The 18,197-nt window shown below is 62.8% G+C and carries 14 protein-coding genes; 8 read left to right on the top strand and 6 right to left on the bottom strand.

Going from position 1 to position 18,197, the window contains the following annotated elements; genetic code table 11:
- Window positions 1–29 precede the first annotated feature (29 nt).
- The 7 genes from trpS to AHA_RS16080 all read left to right on the top strand — a co-directional run bounded on the left by trpS (window position 30) and on the right by AHA_RS16080 (window position 7,012).
- The gene (gene trpS, locus AHA_RS16110) at window positions 30–1,034 is read left to right on the top strand and encodes a tryptophan--tRNA ligase (protein WP_011706960.1); all 1,005 of its coding nucleotides are present in this window, start codon (window positions 30–32) and stop codon (window positions 1,032–1,034) included.
- Window positions 1,035–1,157: 123 nt separating this feature from the next.
- Window positions 1,158–1,373, top strand: coding sequence for a hypothetical protein (locus AHA_RS16105; protein WP_011706959.1), 216 nt, complete (start codon window positions 1,158–1,160; stop codon window positions 1,371–1,373).
- Window positions 1,374–1,393: 20 nt separating this feature from the next.
- Window positions 1,394–1,975, top strand: coding sequence for an aminodeoxychorismate synthase component II (locus tag AHA_RS16100; RefSeq protein WP_011706958.1), 582 nt, complete (start codon window positions 1,394–1,396; stop codon window positions 1,973–1,975).
- Window positions 1,976–2,252: 277 nt separating this feature from the next.
- A complete protein-coding gene (locus AHA_RS16095; RefSeq protein ID WP_011706957.1) occupies window positions 2,253–3,470 on the top strand; it encodes an aspartate aminotransferase family protein in 1,218 nt (405 codons plus the stop codon).
- Window positions 3,471–3,545: 75 nt separating this feature from the next.
- Complete coding sequence (gene astA / locus AHA_RS16090; protein ID WP_011706956.1) at window positions 3,546–4,565, top strand: arginine N-succinyltransferase; 1,020 nt, start codon at window positions 3,546–3,548, stop codon at window positions 4,563–4,565.
- A 70-nt stretch (window positions 4,566–4,635) separates the two neighbouring features.
- Window positions 4,636–6,105: a succinylglutamate-semialdehyde dehydrogenase gene (gene astD / locus AHA_RS16085; RefSeq protein WP_011706955.1), complete on the top strand. Its 1,470-nt coding sequence runs from the start codon at window positions 4,636–4,638 to the stop codon at window positions 6,103–6,105.
- Between the two features lie 109 nt (window positions 6,106–6,214).
- Entirely contained in the window at window positions 6,215–7,012 is a 798-nt protein-coding gene (locus tag AHA_RS16080) for a DUF1338 domain-containing protein (protein ID WP_011706954.1), read from the top strand.
- 85 nt (window positions 7,013–7,097) lie between these two features.
- On the opposite strand, the gene AHA_RS16075 is transcribed toward AHA_RS16080, so the two are convergent.
- Window positions 7,098–7,694, bottom strand: coding sequence for an HAD family hydrolase (locus AHA_RS16075; RefSeq protein ID WP_011706953.1), 597 nt, complete (start codon window positions 7,692–7,694; stop codon window positions 7,098–7,100).
- A 177-nt stretch (window positions 7,695–7,871) separates the two neighbouring features.
- Here AHA_RS16075 and AHA_RS16070 point away from each other — a divergent pair, with 177 nt between their 5' ends.
- Window positions 7,872–9,236: an MDR family MFS transporter gene (locus tag AHA_RS16070; protein WP_164927719.1), complete on the top strand. Its 1,365-nt coding sequence runs from the start codon at window positions 7,872–7,874 to the stop codon at window positions 9,234–9,236.
- A 67-nt stretch (window positions 9,237–9,303) separates the two neighbouring features.
- On the opposite strand, the gene nifJ is transcribed toward AHA_RS16070, so the two are convergent.
- From nifJ to yqfB, 5 genes are all read right to left on the bottom strand, one after another.
- A complete protein-coding gene (gene nifJ / locus AHA_RS16065; protein WP_011706951.1) occupies window positions 9,304–12,849 on the bottom strand; it encodes a pyruvate:ferredoxin (flavodoxin) oxidoreductase in 3,546 nt (1,181 codons plus the stop codon).
- A 487-nt stretch (window positions 12,850–13,336) separates the two neighbouring features.
- Window positions 13,337–15,127 (bottom strand): hypothetical protein, encoded by a 1,791-nt coding sequence (locus AHA_RS16060; protein WP_011706950.1) that lies wholly within the window; start codon window positions 15,125–15,127, stop codon window positions 13,337–13,339.
- A 409-nt stretch (window positions 15,128–15,536) separates the two neighbouring features.
- On the bottom strand, window positions 15,537–17,177 hold the full coding sequence (locus AHA_RS16055; RefSeq protein ID WP_164927718.1) for an alpha-glucosidase: 1,641 nt from the start codon (window positions 17,175–17,177) through the stop codon (window positions 15,537–15,539).
- 200 nt (window positions 17,178–17,377) lie between these two features.
- The gene (locus tag AHA_RS16050) at window positions 17,378–17,779 is read right to left on the bottom strand and encodes a DUF1622 domain-containing protein (RefSeq protein ID WP_164927717.1); all 402 of its coding nucleotides are present in this window, start codon (window positions 17,777–17,779) and stop codon (window positions 17,378–17,380) included.
- Between the two features lie 67 nt (window positions 17,780–17,846).
- Window positions 17,847–18,164 carry a N(4)-acetylcytidine aminohydrolase gene (gene yqfB, locus AHA_RS16045; RefSeq protein ID WP_011706947.1) on the bottom strand — a complete coding sequence of 106 codons (318 nt, stop codon included), beginning with the start codon at window positions 18,162–18,164 and terminating at the stop codon, window positions 17,847–17,849.
- Window positions 18,165–18,197 lie beyond the last annotated feature (33 nt).

Raw genomic sequence — 18,197 nt, 5'->3', positions numbered from 1 at the left:
CAGGCCGAATAACAAGGATCAACACTCTGATGACTAAACCTATCGTATTGAGCGGGGCCCAACCGTCGGGCCAGCTGACCATCGGCAACTACATGGGGGCCCTGCGTCAGTGGGTCAACATGCAGGATGACTTCGACTGCCTCTACTGCATCGTCGATCTGCACGCCATCACCACCCGCCAGGATCCGGCTGCCCTGCGCAAGGCCTGCCTGGACGCCGCCGCCCTCTATCTGGCGGTCGGTATCGATCCGGCCAAGAGCACCGTGTTCATCCAGTCCCACGTGCCGCAGCACGCCGAGCTTGGCTGGATCCTGAACTGCTACACCCAGATGGGCGAGCTGTCGCGCATGACCCAGTTCAAGGACAAGTCCGCACGTTTCGAGAACAACGTCAACGTCGGCCTGTTCGGTTATCCGGTGCTGATGGCGGCCGACATCCTGCTCTATCAGGCCAATCAGGTGCCGGTGGGCAACGATCAGAAGCAGCATCTGGAGCTGACCCGCGACATCAGCACCCGCTTCAACAACCTCTACGGCGAGGTGTTCACCCTGCCGGAGCCCTTCATTCCGACCGAAGGCGCCCGGGTGATGAGCCTGCAGGATCCGACCAAGAAGATGTCCAAGTCGGATGACAACGAGGCCAACTTCATCGGCCTGCTGGAAGATCCCAAGCAGATCGTCAAGAAGATCAAGCGCGCGGTGACCGACTCCGACGAGCCGGCGGTGGTGCGTTTCGATCCGGAGAACAAGCCGGGGGTCTCCAACCTGCTGACCCTGATGTCCGGGGTGACCGGCCGTTCCATCCCCGAACTGGAACAGCATTTCGAAGGCAAGATGTACGGTCATCTCAAGACCGAAACCGCCGAGGCCGTGGTTGCCCTGCTGGAGCCGATTCAGGCCCGTTTCCACGAGCTGCGTCAGGATGAGGCTCATCTGCAGGCCATTTTGGCGGCCGGTGCACAAAAGGCGCGGGAAAGGGCTGAAAAAACCCTGGCCAGCGTATATGATGTAATCGGCTTCGTTCCTCGAGCCTGACATACTGGGAAGGTGTAGTAGAAGAGAGCTGGGTATTTGCCTGGCTTTCTTTGTTTTACCCGACCTGCTATTCGTTATTTCATCTTCCAATTTCAAACGCGGGCGTCTGCCCCAAGAGTTAGCATGTCTGTCGAATCAAATACCACGATTGAAGAGTTGGGTGACAAGGGTCACTGGCTGCGCAAGTTTCGCAAGGCCAAAAACCTCAATACCCTGCAACTGATGGTCTCCAATGCCATCGACAAGCACCACAAAACCCCTGCCATCGCCGCCGCCATCTACCTGGCCGAGTGCCAGCGCGAGCGTGAAATGGAACAGGGTCGCTATCTGGATCGTTAATTCTCTGCTCTGGTTGACCCATGCTGTTGTTGATCGATAACTACGACTCCTTTACCTGGAATCTGGTGCAATATTTTGGCGCCCTGGGGCAGGAGGTAGTGGTGAAGCGCAATGACGAGCTGACGCTGGACGCCATTGCCCGGCTCTCTCCCCGTTATTTGGTGATTTCTCCCGGTCCCTGCACCCCCAATGAGGCGGGTATCTCGCTGGCGGCCATCTCCCATTTTGCTGGCCAGCTCCCCATTCTCGGCGTCTGCCTCGGTCACCAGTCGCTGGCGCAGGCCTTTGGTGCCAGAGTGGTGCGCGCCCGTCAGGTGATGCACGGCAAGACCTCGCTCATTCGCCATCGTGGTGAGGGGGTATTCAAGGGGCTCAACGATCCGCTGCGGGTCACTCGTTACCATTCGCTCATCGTGGAGCGCGACACCTTGCCCGATTGCCTCGAGATCACCGCCTGGAGCGAACATGCCGATGGCAGCCCGGACGAGATCATGGGGCTGCGCCATAAGCAGTTGAATATAGAGGGTGTTCAGTTCCATCCGGAGAGCATTCTGAGCGAGCAGGGTCATCAGTTGCTGGCCAATTTTTTGGCTAATCCCTGAATAGTTGTGATCGGCCTCCCAGAATTGAAAGGAGGCCAAAAATATTTTCCCTGACACTTTATTCACCTCCCTCCCTGTCCAAATTATCTCTTGCCAACACCCCCTGAGCCGTTATGCAATGCGGTTGCCTAAAATCTCACGGGCAGTCGAACATTGTTCCCTGTAACGCGCTTTGTTGCAGACTTTTAGCTTTTTTTCTGTGACAATGCCGATGTGTTTACATGGATTTAACTTTTGGGCGGTGGATTATTCTGTCGCCAGATCGAAGGAGAGCAATATGTCAGAGTTGTTGGCAGTGACACGTGAAGTGTTTGATGAAGTGATGGTTCCCAACTATGCGCCCGCCAAGATCATCCCGGTGCGTGGTGAAGGGTCACGTGTCTGGGATCAGGAAGGCCGTGAGTATGTGGATTTCGCCGGCGGGATCGCCGTCAATGGCCTGGGCCATTGCCATCCCAAGCTGGTCGAGGCCCTGAAAACCCAGGGCGAGAAGCTGTGGCACCTCTCCAACGTGATGACCAACGAGCCGGCCCTGCGCCTGGCCAAGAAGCTGGTCGCCGCTACCTTCGCCGACAAGGTCTATTTCTGCAACTCCGGTGCCGAAGCCAACGAAGCCGCCCTCAAGCTGGCCCGCCGCTACGCCATCGAGAAGTTCGGTGCCCACAAGACCCAGATCATCGCCTTCCACCAGGGCTTCCACGGTCGTACCTTCTTTACCGTCAGCGTCGGCGGCCAGGCTGCCTACTCCGATGGTTTCGGTCCCAAGCCCGCAGACATCACCCACGTAGCCTACAACGATCTGGCGGAGCTGGCTGCCGTCATCTCCGACAATACCTGCGCCGTGGTGATGGAGCCGCTGCAGGGCGAGGGCGGCATCATTCGTCCCACCGACGAGTTTGCCAAAGGGGTGCGCGAGTTGTGCGACAAGCACAACGCCCTGCTGATCTATGACGAAGTGCAATCCGGCGTCGGTCGTACCGGCGATCTGTTTGCCTACATGGGTCTGGGCGTCACGCCGGACATCCTCACCAGCGCCAAGGCACTGGGCGGCGGCTTCCCCATCGGCGCCATGCTGACCACCACCGACATCGCCTCCCACCTGAAAGTGGGCACTCACGGCTCCACCTACGGCGGCAACCCGCTGGCCTGCGCGGTGGCCGAGGCGGTGATCGATGTGGTCAACACCCCGGAAGTGCTCAATGGCATCAAGCAGCGCGAACAGCTGTTCCGCGAAGGGATCGAGGCCATCAATGCCAAGTACCACTGCTTCAGCGAAGTGCGCGGCAAGGGTCTGCTGCTGGGCGCCGTGCTGAACGACGACTACAAGGGCCGCTCGCGCGACTTCCTGCTGGCCTCCATCGATCAGGGTCTGATGGCGCTGGTAGCCGGCACCAACGTGGTGCGTTTCGCGCCGTCCCTGGTTATTCCGGAAGCGGACATCAAGGAAGGGCTGGTACGGTTCGAAAAAGCGGTTGCCCAGGTGGTTAACGCCTGATCCAAATTGAGGTGGGGAGCCCTCCCGGCAGGAGCCGGGACCCCACCTGTCGTCAATGAAAGGGAGTTGTCATTTATGTTGGTTATCCGTCCCATCGAGCAAAAAGATTTTGCCGGTCTCAAGACCTGTGCCATCGAATCCGGCACCGGCATGACTTCGTTGCCCGTCAACGATGAACTGCTGCAGCGCAAGATAGACGCTTCCACCCAGACCTTTTCGGACAAGCCTGCGGGCAAGGGTGACTGCCTCTATTTCTTCGTCGCCGAGGATCTGGAGACCGGCGAAATGGTCGGTACCTGCGCCATCGATGCGGCCGTGGGCCTGTCCCAGCCGTTCTACAACTATCACATCGGCAAGGTGGTGCACTCTTCCCCCAAGCTCGGCATCTACAACGTAGTGGAAACCCTCACCCTCTCCAACGACTACACCGGCAATTCCGAGCTCTGCACCCTGTTTCTGCGCGAATGCGCCCGCGAGGGGCTCAACGGCCGTCTGCTCTCCAAGCACCGCTTTCTGTTCATGGCCGAACACCCCGAGCTGTTTGACGAGACCGTCTTCGCCGAGATGCGTGGCGTCTCCGATGCCGATGGTCACAGCCCCTTCTACGAGTGGCTGCAAAAGCATTTCTTCTCGATGGATTTTCCCACCGTCGACTATCTCACCGGCATCGGCAAGAAGCGCTTCATCGCCGAGCTGATGCCCAAGTACCCCATCTACGTCAATCTGCTGAGCAACGAGGCGCGCGCCGTCATCGGTCAGACTCACGAGAAGACCCGCCCGGCCATCAAGATGCTGCAGGACGAAGGATTCGTGAATCGCGGCTATGTCGACATCTTCGATGCCGGCCCCACCGTCGAGTGCGACGTGAAGAACATTCGCAGCGTGCGCCGCAGCCAGAAGCTGCGGGTGCTGGTGGGTGAGCCCATCGGCGGCAAGACCCATCTGGTCTGCAATACCCGCTACGAGCACTATCGCGCCTGCTACGGCAACATCCGGGTCGATCTGGACAAGCACGAAGCCATCATCCCGCCCAAGATGGCGGCCGCACTCAAGGTGCAGGATGGCGACATGGTGCGTGCCGTCGATCTTGATTGAGCCATATCAGCAGCAAAACCGCATATGAAACAGGCAGCCAAGGCTGCCTGCGAACCACAGGGAGTGAAGGATGAGCCAGTTAGTTCAGTTTATTGACGGTCAGTGGCTGGCCGGTGCAGGCAAGCCGTTCGAGTCAAAGGATCCGGCCAAGAATCAGGTGATCTGGCAAGGGGAGGCGGCCAGCGCCGCCCAGGTGGAGGCCGCCGTCAAGGCCGCCCGCCATGCCTTCTATCATTGGTCCGATCTGGCCCTCGACTATCGTCTGGCCATCGTGCGCCGCTATGCCGACCTGCTCGGCGAGCACAAGGAGGCGCTGGCGCTGACCATCGCCCGCGAAACCGGCAAACCGCTGTGGGAGACCCGCACCGAAGTGGCCGCCATGCAGGGCAAGATCGCCATCTCCATCCGCGCCCATGACGAGCGTACCGGCACGGTGGAGAACCCCATGCCCGGCGCCAAGGCGTTTGTGCGCCACAAGCCCCACGGTGTCGTGGCCGTGTTCGGCCCCTACAACTTCCCGGGCCACCTGCCCAATGGCCATATCGTACCGGCGCTGATCGCCGGCAATACAGTGGTGTTCAAACCCTCCGAGCTGACCCCCATGGTAGCCGAGGCCATGTTGAAGATCTGGCAGGAGGCGGGGCTGCCCAAGGGTGTGCTCAACCTGGTGCAGGGTGAGGTCGACACCGGCAAGGCGCTGGCCGGCAATCCGGACATCGACGGCCTCTTTTTCACCGGTTCGTCCCGTACCGGCCACTTCCTGCACCAGCAGTTTGCCGGTCAACCGGGCAAGATCCTGGCCCTCGAGATGGGTGGCAACAACCCGCTGATCGTGAAAGACGTGAGCGACATCGACGGCGCCGTCCATGCCATCGTGCAGTCCGCCTTCATTACCTCAGGCCAGCGCTGCACCTGCTCGCGCCGCCTGTTTGTCGAGCGCAGCGTCCAAGGCGATGCCTTGGTGAAACGTCTGGTTGAGGTGGTCGGCCAGATCAAGGTCGGCCTCTATGACGCCGCCGAGCAGCCGTTCATGGGCGCCATGATAAGCGAGAAGGCAGCGCTTGGCATGGTCGAGGCGCAAGCCAACCTGCAGCGCCTCGGTGGCGAGAGTCTGCTTACCCTCACGCACCTGGAAGCGGGCACCGGCTTCGTCTCCCCGGGCATCATAGACGTGACCGCAGTCAGCGCGCTGCCGGACGAAGAGTACTTCGGCCCGCTGCTGCAGCTCATTCGCTACGACGACTTCGATGCCGCAATCGATCAGGGCAACGCCACCAGCTTCGGCCTCTCGGCCGGCCTGCTCGGTGACAGCGAGGCGGACTGGCAGCACTTCTTCAAGCGTATTCGCGCCGGCATCGTCAACTGGAACAAGCCCATCACCGGCGCCTCCAGTGCCGCGCCGTTCGGCGGCATCGGCGCCTCCGGCAACCACAGGGCGAGCGCCTACTACGCCGCCGACTACTGTGCGTATCCGGTGGCTTCCGTCGAAGACAGCAAGGCCGCCATGCCGGATCAGCTGTCTCCCGGTCTGACGTTCTAAGCAAGACAAAGGCGGGCGCTCTCTGCGTTGGAGCCAGCGCCTGACCACGACAATAAAAGGGGCACTGAACTGGTGCCCTTGTCTGTACCCGCAATCAAAGGAAAGAGAGATGCAAAAGGATATCGACACCCTGTTCGGTCATTTGTGGGATAACTACATTCAAGTCACCCCGAGTGCCCACAAGGTTCATCAACTGCTGGGTGGTGGCGAGCCCATCGTCAACGACCATGTGGCGTTTCGCACCTACAACCTGCCCAAGCTGGGGCTGGAAAAGCTGGCCGCCCACTTCCTGGCGCTCGGCTACGAGCAGAAGGGCGAGTACGTGTTCAAGGCCAAGAAGCTCTACGCCAAGCACTTCGAGCATAAAGACCCGGACGCGCCCAAGGTGTTCATCAGCGAGCTGAAGGTGGAAGAGCTCTCCGATGCGGCCCAGGCCATCATCCACAAGCTGGCGGCTCAGGTGCCCGATCACCTGACCGACACCCAGGCCTTCCTCTATGCCGGCGCCCCCTGGCAGGTCTCCTGGGCCGATTACCAGACCCTGCTGGCGGAGAGCGAGTATGCGGCCTGGATGGCGGCCTGGGGTTATCGTGCCAACCACTTCACCGTCAACATCAACCGCCTGAAAGACTTTGACACCATCCAGCAGGTCAACGCCGCCCTCAAGGCCGCGGGCTTCGTGCTCAATGGCGTGGGTGGCGAGGTGAAAGGGGATCCGCAGGTGATGCTGGAGCAATCGTCCACCATGGCCGACAAGGCGGACGTGGCCTTCACCGATGGCGTGCGCACCATCCCGAGCTGCTTCTACGAATTCGCCCTGCGCTACCCGCAGGCCGACGGCGTGCTCTACCCGGGCTTCGTTGAAGCCTCGGCCGACAAGATCTTCGAATCCACCAACGCCATGTAAGCCGGGGCCGGGTCATCCCGGTACTGCTGCATGCAAAACGCCTCCTTTGCGGAGGCGTTTTCATTGGTGGCAGGGGCAGTGTGGCCTAGCGCTGGTAGAGCTCTCCTTCCAGTGCCAGCACCGTCTCCATCCCGGCGGCGCGGCCCGCCTGCAGGCCGATCTGGGTATCTTCGAACACCAGGCAGTTGGCGGGGTTGGCGCCGAGCAGCTCGGCCACTTTCAGGAAGGTGTCGGGGTGGGGCTTGTGGTTGTCGATGTCATCGGCACTGACCAGCACGGGAATATAGGCATCCAGACCGGTGTTTTTCAGGATGTGCAGGGCGTGCTCGCGCGATGAACCCGTGCCTATGCCCATCGGAACCTTGCCGTGGCAGCGCTTGACCAGCTCCCACATGGCGGGAAACACGCTGACCTTGTCGATATGCTCAAGATAGAGCGCCACCTTGCGCCGGGTGAAGGCATCCACATCGATATCCAGCCCATGTTGCTCGGCCAGGATGGCGACTATCTTGCGGGTGGGAATGCCGCCGAATTCATTGAGCTGGGCGCGATCGAAGGGCAGGCCGAACTCGGCGCTGGTCTCCTCCCAGGCATCCAGATGCAGGGGCATGGAGTCGACCAGGGTGCCGTCCATATCGAAAATCAGGGCATCGTATTGCTCAAACCGGAACTGCTCGGACATGGGGCTGCTTCCTCTTGGGGGGTGAACAGCCAGCCTACCAGAATGCAGGAGGCAATGCCGCGACCGGGGTCATGCTTGCCGCTCAGGGGCGGTTTTGGCCATCGGCTGATGATTTATGAGACAATAATAAGTTCTGCGTTGCAGATCCCGGCATTTTCAAATGAGCGAGCCCGTCATATGTCCCCAAAAACCATCTTCTCGAGCGTGGCCCTGGTGATCGCCCTGGGTTCACTGGAAAAGAGCATAGTCACCACCCCCTTGCCCATCATAGGGGCCGAGTTGAACGCTGGCACCGCCCTTACCTGGGTGGTCACCGCCTACCTGCTGGCGGCCACCGCTGCCCTGCCCATCTACGGCAAGCTGAGCGACATGTTCGGCCGGGTGCGCATGCTCAACATCGGCATCGGTCTGTTTCTGGCCGGATCCGTGGCCTGCGGCCTGGCCCAGGATCTGCCGACCCTGCTGGCGGCCCGGGTGCTGCAAGGCCTGGGGGGCGGCGGCCTGATCGCGCTCGCCTTCACCGTCATCGCCGACAGCATACCGCCGCGGGAGGTGGGCAAGTATCAGGGCTACATCTCGGCGGTCTATGCGGTCTCCAGCATCGCCGGGCCCCTGCTCGGTGGCTACTTCACCGAGCAGCTCAGCTGGCGCTGGATCTTCTGGATCAACCTGCCGCTCGGGGCACTCGCGCTCTGGCTGGTGAACCGCAACCTGGGTCACCTCAATGTGCGCCGCCACAGTCGCTTCGACTGGAAGGGGGCGGCGCTGCTGATCACCGTCACCACCCTGAGCCTGCTGTTGCTCTCGCCGGAGACCGCCCTGCCCGCCATCTGGCTGGCGGCGGGACTGGCGCTGGCTCTGCTGCTGCTGATCCTGGTGGAGCGGCGGGCCCACGATCCCATTCTGCCGGCCCATCTGGCCCGGTTGCCCGGTTATCTGGTGAGCGTGCTGCTGGCGCTGGCCTCGCAGCTGTTGATGTTCGCCGTGCTGGTCTACCTGCCGCTGCAGATGCAGTGGCAGAAGGGAATGGGGGCCAGCGAGAGCGGGCTCTACATGGTGATCTTCATGGTCTGCATCACGGCAGGAGCCTTCGTCGGCGGCAAGCTGATCGGCCGCACCGGCTACTACCGGCGCTTCGTGGTGGTGGGGTTCGCCCTGTCGGCGCTGGCGCTGTGGCAAATTCATTTCGACGTCTGGGCCAGACTGGGACTGGGGTTTGCCGGATTGGGGCTGGGCCTGGTGCTGCCGGCGCTGTCGGTGGTGGTACAAAACGCCCTGCCAAGGGAAGATCGCGGCATCGGCATGTCGCTGTTCAACTTCGGCCGCGAGCTGGGTGGCGCGGTCGGGGTGGCCATCTGCTCCGTGCTGTTTCACTCCGCCCTGCCGGCGGGCAGCAGCCACAACCTGGCCAGCCTGAGCCCGGCCGAGCTGGCGCCCGGTTTCAGCGCCACCTATATCGGCATGGCGCTGATCGCCACCGCCGCGCTGCTCATCACCCTGCTGGCGTTGAAACGCCACGAGCTGGCCAGCATCCACGCCTGATGGCGTGACGGCGACATAGCAACAGGGCTCCCCATGGGGAGCCCTGTTTGTTGGTGGGTCTGCGTTGCTACTCCTGGGCTGGCGCCTCCTTGCCGGCCAGCTGACTCAGCCAGGCGAAGCGGCGGTTGGCGTCCAGCTCCGCCTCCCGATAGAGCTGGCTGGCAATCTCCGGCAACTGGCGTTCCAGCCGCTTGAAGCGGGGCTCCTGCTGCAGGGTCTCGGCCAGCGATGCGCTGGGGGCCCGGGAGTCCAGCGCCAGCGGCGCCTTGCCCTCCTCGCTGCGGCGCGGGTCGTAGCGATAGAGCGGCCAGAAGCCGGTGGCGGTCAGCTGCTTCATCTGCTCATGGCTCTGGGCCAGATCGTAGCCGTGCTCCTCGCAGGGGCTGTAGGCGATGATGAGCGACGGACCCGGGTAGGCTTCGGCCTCCTGAATGGCCTTCACCGTCTGGTTCATCTGGGCGCCGAGGGAGATCTGCGCCACGTAGACGTGACCGTACATCATCACGTTGGCGCCAAGATCCTTGCGCCCCTTGCGCTTGCCCTGCTCGCCAAACTTGGTGATGGCGCCGAGCGGGGTGGCCTTGGACTGCTGGCCGCCGGTGTTGGAGTAACACTGGGTGTCGAGCACCAGCACGTTGATGTTCTCCCCCAGGCTCAGTACGTGATCCAGCCCGCCGTAGCCGATGTCGTAGGCCCAGCCGTCGCCGCCGATGAGCCAGACCGATTTCTCCACCAGATAGTCCGCATCACGGGCCAGCTCCTGGGCCGCGGCGTCGGTGCGCCCCTGCAGCAGGTCGCGCAGCTGCTCGATATGGGCGCGCTGCTCGGAGACCGGCAGGCTGGTGTCTTGCAGCCCCTGTTGCAGTTCGGCCGGGACGGCGTCCCCCAGGCTCGCCAGCAGGCGGCGTACTCGCTCGCGATGTTGATCCACGGTGAGCCGGAAGCCCAAGCCAAATTCGGCGTTGTCCTCGAACAAGGAGTTGGCCCAGGCCGGCCCGCGCCCGTCGGCGTTGGTGGTGTAGGGGGTGCTTGGCAGGTTGCCGCCATAGATGGAAGAGCAGCCGGTGGCGTTGGCAATCAGCAGCCGGTCGCCGTAGAGCTGGGTCAGCAGCTTGATGTAGGGGGTCTCGCCGCAGCCGGAGCAGGCACCCGAGTATTCGAACAGCGGCGAGATGAGCTGGGAGGTACGGATGTCGATGCGCTCCAGCTGCTCGGCGCTGCGCTCGGGCAAGTCCAGGAAGAAGTCGTAGTTGGCCTTCTGGGCCTCGAGGTGATCCAGCCTGGACTCCATGTTGATCGCCTTGCGGCTCGGCTCGGTACGATCCTTGGCCGGGCAGACCTCGACACAGAGGTTGCAGCCGGTGCAATCCTCAGGCGCTACCTGCAGCACGTATTGCTGGCCGCGCATGTCGCGGGCCTTCACATCCAGTGCATCCAGGGTGGCGGGAGCCTGCTCCAGCGCCTCCTTGTCCACCACCTTGGCGCGGATGGCCGAGTGCGGGCAGGCCGCCACGCAGTAGTTGCACTGGGTGCAGAGGTCCGCCTGCCAGATGGGCACCTCCTTGGCGATGTTGCGCTTCTCCCAGCGGGTGGTGCCCACCGGCCAGGTGCCGTCCGGCGGGAAGGCGGAGACCGGCAGGCTGTCACCCAGCCCCGCCAGCATGGCGGCGGTGACGGTCTGCACGAAGTCGGGGGCCTTGGTCGATACCACGGGTGGGCGCTGGTGGCTGGCGGGGTCAAGCGCTTGCAGCGGCACCTGAACGAGTGCCTCGCAGGTGGCGGCCAGGGCCTGCCAGTTGCGCTCCACCAGTGTCTGCCCCTTGCTGCCATAGCTCGATGCGATGGTTTGGCGCAGCAGCTCGGTCGCCTCTGCCGGTGGGATGATGGCGGTGAGCTGGAAGAAGGCCATCTGCATCACGGTATTGATGCGGTTGCCGAGCTGGCACTCGCGGGCAATTTTGGCGGCATTGATGGTGTAGAGGCGCGCACGCTTCTGGAGCAGGGCCTGTTGCACCTCCTGGGGCAGTCGCTGCCAGATCTGCCCGGCGTCGTAGGGACTGTTAAGCAGGAAGATGCCGTCGGGCCTCAGCCGCTCCGCCATCTGGTACATGTCGATGAACTGCCACTGGTGGCAGCCGATGAAGTCCGCCTCGTCCACCAGGTAGGCCGATTGCAGCGGCCGCTCGCCGACCCGCAGGTGGGAGACGGTGAGCCCACCCGCCTTCTTGGAGTCGTAGACGAAGTAGCCCTGGGGGTAGAGGTCGGTGTGGTTGCCGAGGATCTTGATGCTGTTCTTGGCCGCCGACACTGTGCCGTCGCTGCCAAGGCCGTAGAACAGTGCCTCCAGCTTGTGCTGGTTGCCAAGGCCTGGGCTCGAATAATCGAGGGCCGGCAGCGGCAGGGAGAGGCCGGTGACGTCGTCGAAGATGCCGACGGTGAAGCGCGGTCGTGGGTTATCCAGCGCCAGCTCATCGAAGATGGCCTGCACGCAGGCCGGGTTGAACTCCTTGGAGGAGAGGCCGTAGCGCCCGCCGATGACCCGCGGCAGGCTGGCGCGATCCCCACGGCTGACCGCCTCGGCCAGCGCACTCATCACGTCCAGATAGAGCGGCTCGGCCAGGGCGCCCGGTTCCTTGGTGCGATCCAGCACCGCTATCTTGCGGGCGCTCTCTGGAATGACCGCCAGCAGGTGCGCGGCCGAGAAGGGGCGGTAGAGCCGTACCTTCACCACTCCGACCTTCTCGCCCTGTGCAATCAGCCGCGTGATCACCTCCTCGCAGGTGCCGATGGCGGAACCCATCAGCACCAATACCCGCTCGGCCTCTGGGTGACCCACGTATTCGAACGGCCGGTAGTGGCGGCCGGTGCGCTCACCGAAGGCGTCCATCGCCTCGCTCACATGGCGATACCCATCGTCATACCAGGGGTTGGTAGCCTCCCTGCACTGGAAATAGGTGTCCGGGTTGGCGGCGGTGCCGCGAATGACCGGTTTGTCGGGGGTCAGCGCCCGCTCCCGATGGGCACGGATCGCCTCGGCGGGCAGCAGGGCACGCAGGGTGTCGTCATCGAGCGGCACTATCTTGGCGATCTCGTGGGAGGTGCGAAAGCCATCGAAGAAGTGGATGAAGGGCAGTCGGCTGTTGAGGCTGGCTACCTGAGCGATCAGGGAGAAGTCCTGGGCCTCTTGCACATTGCTGGCGCAGAGCAGGGCGCAACCGGTCTGGCGCACCGCCATCACGTCGGAGTGATCGCCGAAAATCGACAGGGCATGGGTCGCCACGGTGCGCGCCGCCACGTGCAGCACGAAGGGGATGAGCTGGCCCGCCAACTTGTAGAGGTTGGGGATCATCAGCAGCAGTCCCTGGGACGAGGTAAACGAGGTCGCCAGCGCCCCGGTCTGCAGCGCGCCGTGGACGGCGGCGATGGCGCCCCCTTCCGACTGCATCTCGACCACGCGCGGCACGTCGCCCCACAGGTTCAGGCCCCGCTCGCTCGACCAGGCCGATGCCTGCTCCGCCATGCTGGAGCTGGGGGTGATGGGGTAGATGGCGATGACTTCGCTGGTGCGGTAGGCCACCGAGGCGACCGCGTTGTTTCCGTCTGTGGTGATCATGAATTGCCCACTTGCTATGCCAGTTTGAATGACGGCTGCGATCAGCCGGCCATGGATAGGTCATCGCCATAGTAAGAGTGGAAATTAACGCGGAACAAACGGGATAAATAATCAGGTCGAAGGCAGCGGCGGCGCGGGATAGCGGCTTACCGCCGGTGATGGGGGCAAGCCGAAAGAGGGGCGGGCGGGATGGTTGTTGAGGGTAATTCGATTAACTGAATCGTGCGCAAAACGGGTCGATCCGGCCCCGTCAATAAATAATCAAGCAGCAAATAAATTTGCGCCGTCGAGCGATGCGAGAGTGTTTCATGGCCAGGATGACAGGGTCATGGTACGGGAGGGCCTTTCACATCAGCCATAAAAAGGGCTCCCAAAGGAGCCCTTTTGAATCGCCTTGGCGGCTCTCTGCCACCACTATTTCCCTTGCACCTGGCCTCGGGGAATGGGCCAGTCAGATGCATTGCCGGCCCGTGCGAGGGGGGTAGCCCTACTCGTGGTGCTGGGTGATGCAATCCAGCCCGCCGCTGCCGCGCAGCAGGGCTTCCGCCTGGTTGAACTCCTCCCGTTTGTTGCTGGCAGCCTGACCCACGAAATAGGGGGTGAGCCCGGCCACTTCGCGTTGCAGCCAGGCGGCGAATGCCTGATTGAGGGGGGCGAGGCTGGCGGCATTGGTGATGTAGAAGGGCTGCTGGCGGGTGCCCATGATGCCGTTCATCCAGTTCACCGGCCGCTTGCCCACGCTGAACACGCCCGGGGTGGCGATGGGGGTCAGGCCGGCATCGCTCAACTGCTGGCGGATGAGGGTGTGGATCTTGTGCCAGCGCTCGCTTTGCTGGCGCAGGTCGGTCACGCTCTGGCGAAGTTCCTGCCGCTCGCTCTCGCTCAGGCTGCCGCCCTCGGCAAGCACCTGTTCGATCAGCGCTGCACTGGCCCCGTGATCGTTGAGCAGGATGCGACCGTCGGCCAGCGGGCGCATGGCCATGTCGAGGTGAAAACCGGGCTGGGCCAGGATCACCAGATCCCGCTCGGCCACCTTGAGCTCCTGCGCCATCAGGCGCTGGCTGATGGCCATCATGGCGAGGAAGCGGCGGGTCTGATGATCTTGCTCGGCGTCAGCCAGCCCTGTTCGCTGGTAGCCGCCGGCCTGCAACATGTGACCCAGCCGGGCCAGGGTGGCGGCATCGGCCGCCAGCGTCGGCAGTGCCTGGGCTATCTGCTCATCACCAAACTCGGAGTGAAGCTCGGCGGTCACCACCAGGCTGGCGTACTCCTGCTTGAGGCGGGTCAGCAGATCGAAGGAGGCCGGCAGCGATTGGCCATGGATGGCGCGATAGCGCTCGGCAATCCGCTCCCCTTGCTGCGGGCTCAGAAACATCCGCTGCTCCGCCGCCTCCCGGGTTGGCCCATCCACTTCGTACTTGGCGAGCTCGGCCTTGGCACGCGCGGTTCTGGCAAAGGCGTGGCGCTGCGGCTCATCCAGCCCCTGTGGCAGCAGGTTGGCCGCCTCCAGCAGGATGAGGTCCACCTCGGTGTCATGGCCCTTCTGGAAGGTATAGGGGCTGCCCAGCCACTCCTCTTCGCTGAGGTGCAGCCGAAACTCGCCGTCGCGCTCCATCTTCTCCTGCAGGGCGGCGATGCGCTCACTGTCCAGCCGGCTGTGGTGCAGGGTGGTCTGCAGCAGGGCATCGCGGCCGATCAGGGCATAGGGGGTGCCGTCGGCCCGCTGGCCGGTCAGCATGTTGCCGCCATCGATGATGGAGAAGGTGGGGATGAGCTCGCGCCCCTGCGCCTCGGCGAAGGTGTTGGCCTGGGAGAGCATGTAATCATCCAGCCCCTGGGAATCCTGGCTGCCGAGGCTGTGATGGCCCTCCTGCTCGGCCTCCGGGCTCTGCCCGGTCAGGGCGGTGACGAAGGCGTGGTAGCTATCCTTGTCGGCCAGCGGCGCCCGGGGGCGGAAGATGAGGGCGCCATCGCGCGACAGCCACATGTTGTCCTCGGTCCAGGTGTACATGTCAGCGTGGGTGCTGACCGAAAAGCCCTGCTCCCTGCCGATCTGCTCCAGCTCCGCCACCAGTTCCGGTTCGGTCTGGAGGGGCAGGTGGAGCTGGTGGATCCGGTTGCCCAGATCGTCCTGGGCCAGCTGGAAACTGCGATCGAGGGCAGGGGAGTGCTGGCCGTCGGTGAGGGTCGGATCGTCCGGGAAGATCAGAGGGGCCGCCATGGCCGAGTGGAACCAGAAGAGGGTGGAGAGGGCGAGTGCCACGCCGGTTTTGCGCATGATGATTTCCTGTTGTTATGGCGGGAGAGTGCCCGCGAGCCTGAACGTCGGCGTGCGGCGTTGTGCCGCACGCTTCGGATGGAAACCATAAGGAGCCGGCGAAGAACCACAAGGGCGCAAATCTGAATTGACTTTTAACCCTGACTAAACAGCGTTTAATATCGCCGGTTGATGATAAAAACGTCGTTTTTGATGGCGGTTATTGCCAATAAAAACAGGATGTTGAACTATTTCAATTGTCGATAGCGAGCCGTGGTTGGATACCGCCTGGCAAGGCGGTGCGGGCCTGAAAACGCGAAGTTTTTAAGTGAGTAAATCGCCGGGGCGTATTGACCGCCGAGGGGAGGGAAATCATCAGGGGGCAGGGGCCCCCCGTGGCGGAGGATGGCGCGAGGGATAGCGTTGCCCGTTACTCCCGTGCTGGCAGCAGCCAGGCGGCCGCCTGATAGGGGGCGAAGGTGGCGGTGGGCTGCCCCGGGTAGTTGCTCATCAGCAGGGTGGCACCTGCTTCCACCTGGTCAAGGTGCGGCATGACCAGGGGGCGCTCGGTGAGGTTGGCGAGCAGCAGCAGGGTGTGCCGCTCCGCGCTTGCCGGATCCTGCCAGCGGCGGCGATAGCCGATGCGATCGGGGTCATCCCCATCCAGCAGTTCGAAATTGCCGTGGCGAACGACAGGGTGGGCCTTGCGCAGGGCGATGAGCTGGCGATAGCAGTGAAACGGCGAGTCGGGACGGGCCAGCTGCTCGGCGGCGTTGATTTCAATGTGGTTGGCGTTGAGGGCAATCCAGGGCGTGGGCGTGCTGAATCCGGCGTGGGGGCCTGCGTCCCACTGCATCGGGGTGCGGGCGTTGTCGCGGCCGATGGTATCGAGTCGCCGACTCAGCTCGGCAGGCTCCAGCTCCGCCTGGCTGGCGCAGTAGTTGATGGCCTCCACGTCGCGCAGCTCGTCCGGCTGCCAGTGACGGTTGGTCATGGCGAGCTCCTCCCCCTGATAGATGAAGGGGGTGCCCTGCATCAGGTGCAGCACCATGGCCCACAGCTTGGCGCTGATTTCACGCCATTCGGGTCTGTCATCGCCAAAGCGGGAGACGGCGCGGGGCAGGTCGTGGTTGCCGAGAAACAGGCTGTTCCAGCCTCGGCCGTGCAGCCCCTGCTGGTGGCGGGCCATGGCCCGTTTGAAGGCGAGCGGGTCGAAGCGGGAGGTCCACTTGTCACTGCCGAGCCCCAGATGTTCGAAGTTGAACACCATGCTGAACTCGCTGCCATCAGGGGCTGAGTAGCACTGCATATGGGCGAGATCCGCTCCCCAGGTCTCCCCCACCGTGATGATCCCCTGGCCGCCGAAGCTCTCGGCATTGAGCTCGCGAATATAGTCGTGCAGGCGGGGACCGTTGCTCATGGCAAGTCGGTCCCACTCCTTGCTCACCATGTCGATCACATCGAAGCGAAATCCCTTGATTCCCTTGCCCAGCCAGAAGTTGATCACCTCTGCCATTTCGGCCCGCACAGCCGGGTTGTCCCAGTCCAGATCGGCCTGACTCGCATCGAAGTTGTGCAGGTAGTAGCGATCAAGCGTCGGCACATACTGCCAGCCGCTGCCGCCAAAAATTGAGGTAATGGGGTGAGCATCGACAAAGGCTTGATCCCGGAATACGTAATAGCCCTGATAGTGGGGATCGCCGGCCAGCGCCTGCACAAACCACTCGTGCTCGGTGGAGGTGTGGTTGGCGACGATATCCATCATGATGCCGATACCGTGAGCGGCTGCCTCGGCTACCAGCTGCTCCATCTCGGCCAGGGTGCCGAAGGCGGGGTCGATGGCGCGGTAGTCCGCCACGTCGTAACCGTTGTCCCGCTTGGGGGAGCGATAGAGGGGGGTGAGCCACAGCATATCGACCCCCAGGGTGGCCAGATAACCGAGGCGCTGACGAATGCCGTTGATGTCGCCCATGCCGTCGCCATCGCTGTCCTGAAAGCTCATGGGATAGATCTGGTAGATAACGCAACTATCGAGGTCGATGTCGGGTGTGTGGAGAGGTTGCGGGTTCATCAGCGTGGCCGGTTGGGGGAAGCGATGGTTTATCTTACGCAGATGCGCGGGCCCTCGACAGGGCGGAGAAAGGCTTGAAAAGGGTTCCATAGTTGGCTGATTGCCAAAAGTGAGGGGAGGGTCACAACTGGGCCATCCCGAACCATGGTGGTGGTCGGGATGGCACGACACTCAGCGATGATGCTGTGCAAAGAAACGGGTTATTGAGCCGTCTTGGCCTGCTCGCTGCGCTGCTCCTGCTGGCGCTCTGCCTTATCTTGCTGGCGTTCCGCTTGTGCTTCCAGCTCCTTGCCGAGGAAGTAGTTCAGGAAGGTGCGGATCACCGCGATGATGGCGAGGCGGATCAGCTCCTCCTTGCTCGGTGCCACCGTGGTGGCCAGGATGTCGGCCGCGAGCTGGAACTCCAGCGCCAGAATGAGCCAGCTGCCGAAACAGAGCCGGATGTGGGGAAAGCCGGGCTCGTGATCCCGCACCCGCGCCGCCAGCCAGAGGGTCTTGCCCAGCCCTATCACCACGCAGGCAATGGAGATGATCTCCAGCAGCAGCTGGAACAGCTCGACCCCGTGCATCATGCCCTCTCGCAGGCTCGCTATCTCAAACACTCGGGTCACCTCCCTGATTCAAAAGAGGACACTATTAACACATCGCTCGGCAAAGACCAAATCCGGCTCAATCAAGCACTTTGAATTCAATGACATAGAGCGGCGGCAGGGCGGGGTAGATGTCGCGGATCACCTGTTTGAGCTCGGGGAGGGTCATGTTCTCCTGGCGGGCGTGTTCGTCATTGAGCTCATCGAAGGCGACTGCCTTGACCGAGAGCACCTCGATGGTGCCAAAGGGCTGGTGCTCCGGGTTGGTGAACAGGGCCAGCCGCTGGCCGGGTTGCCAGTTGGCCTCGCTCTCGTCGCGGATGGTGATGGTCTTGCGGCCGGCCTGGATGTCGGCGACGAAGCGGCTGAAGAAGGTGAACTCGGGATGGGTAGGCATGGCACTCTCCTGACAGGGTGAATCGAAATGGGG

The sequence above is a fragment of the Aeromonas hydrophila subsp. hydrophila ATCC 7966 genome (assembly GCF_000014805.1).
Taxonomy (GTDB): Bacteria; Pseudomonadota; Gammaproteobacteria; order Enterobacterales; family Aeromonadaceae; genus Aeromonas; species Aeromonas hydrophila.
The sequence above is the reverse complement of the archived record's forward strand: the minus strand, read 5'-3'. Positions and strand labels throughout refer to the sequence as shown.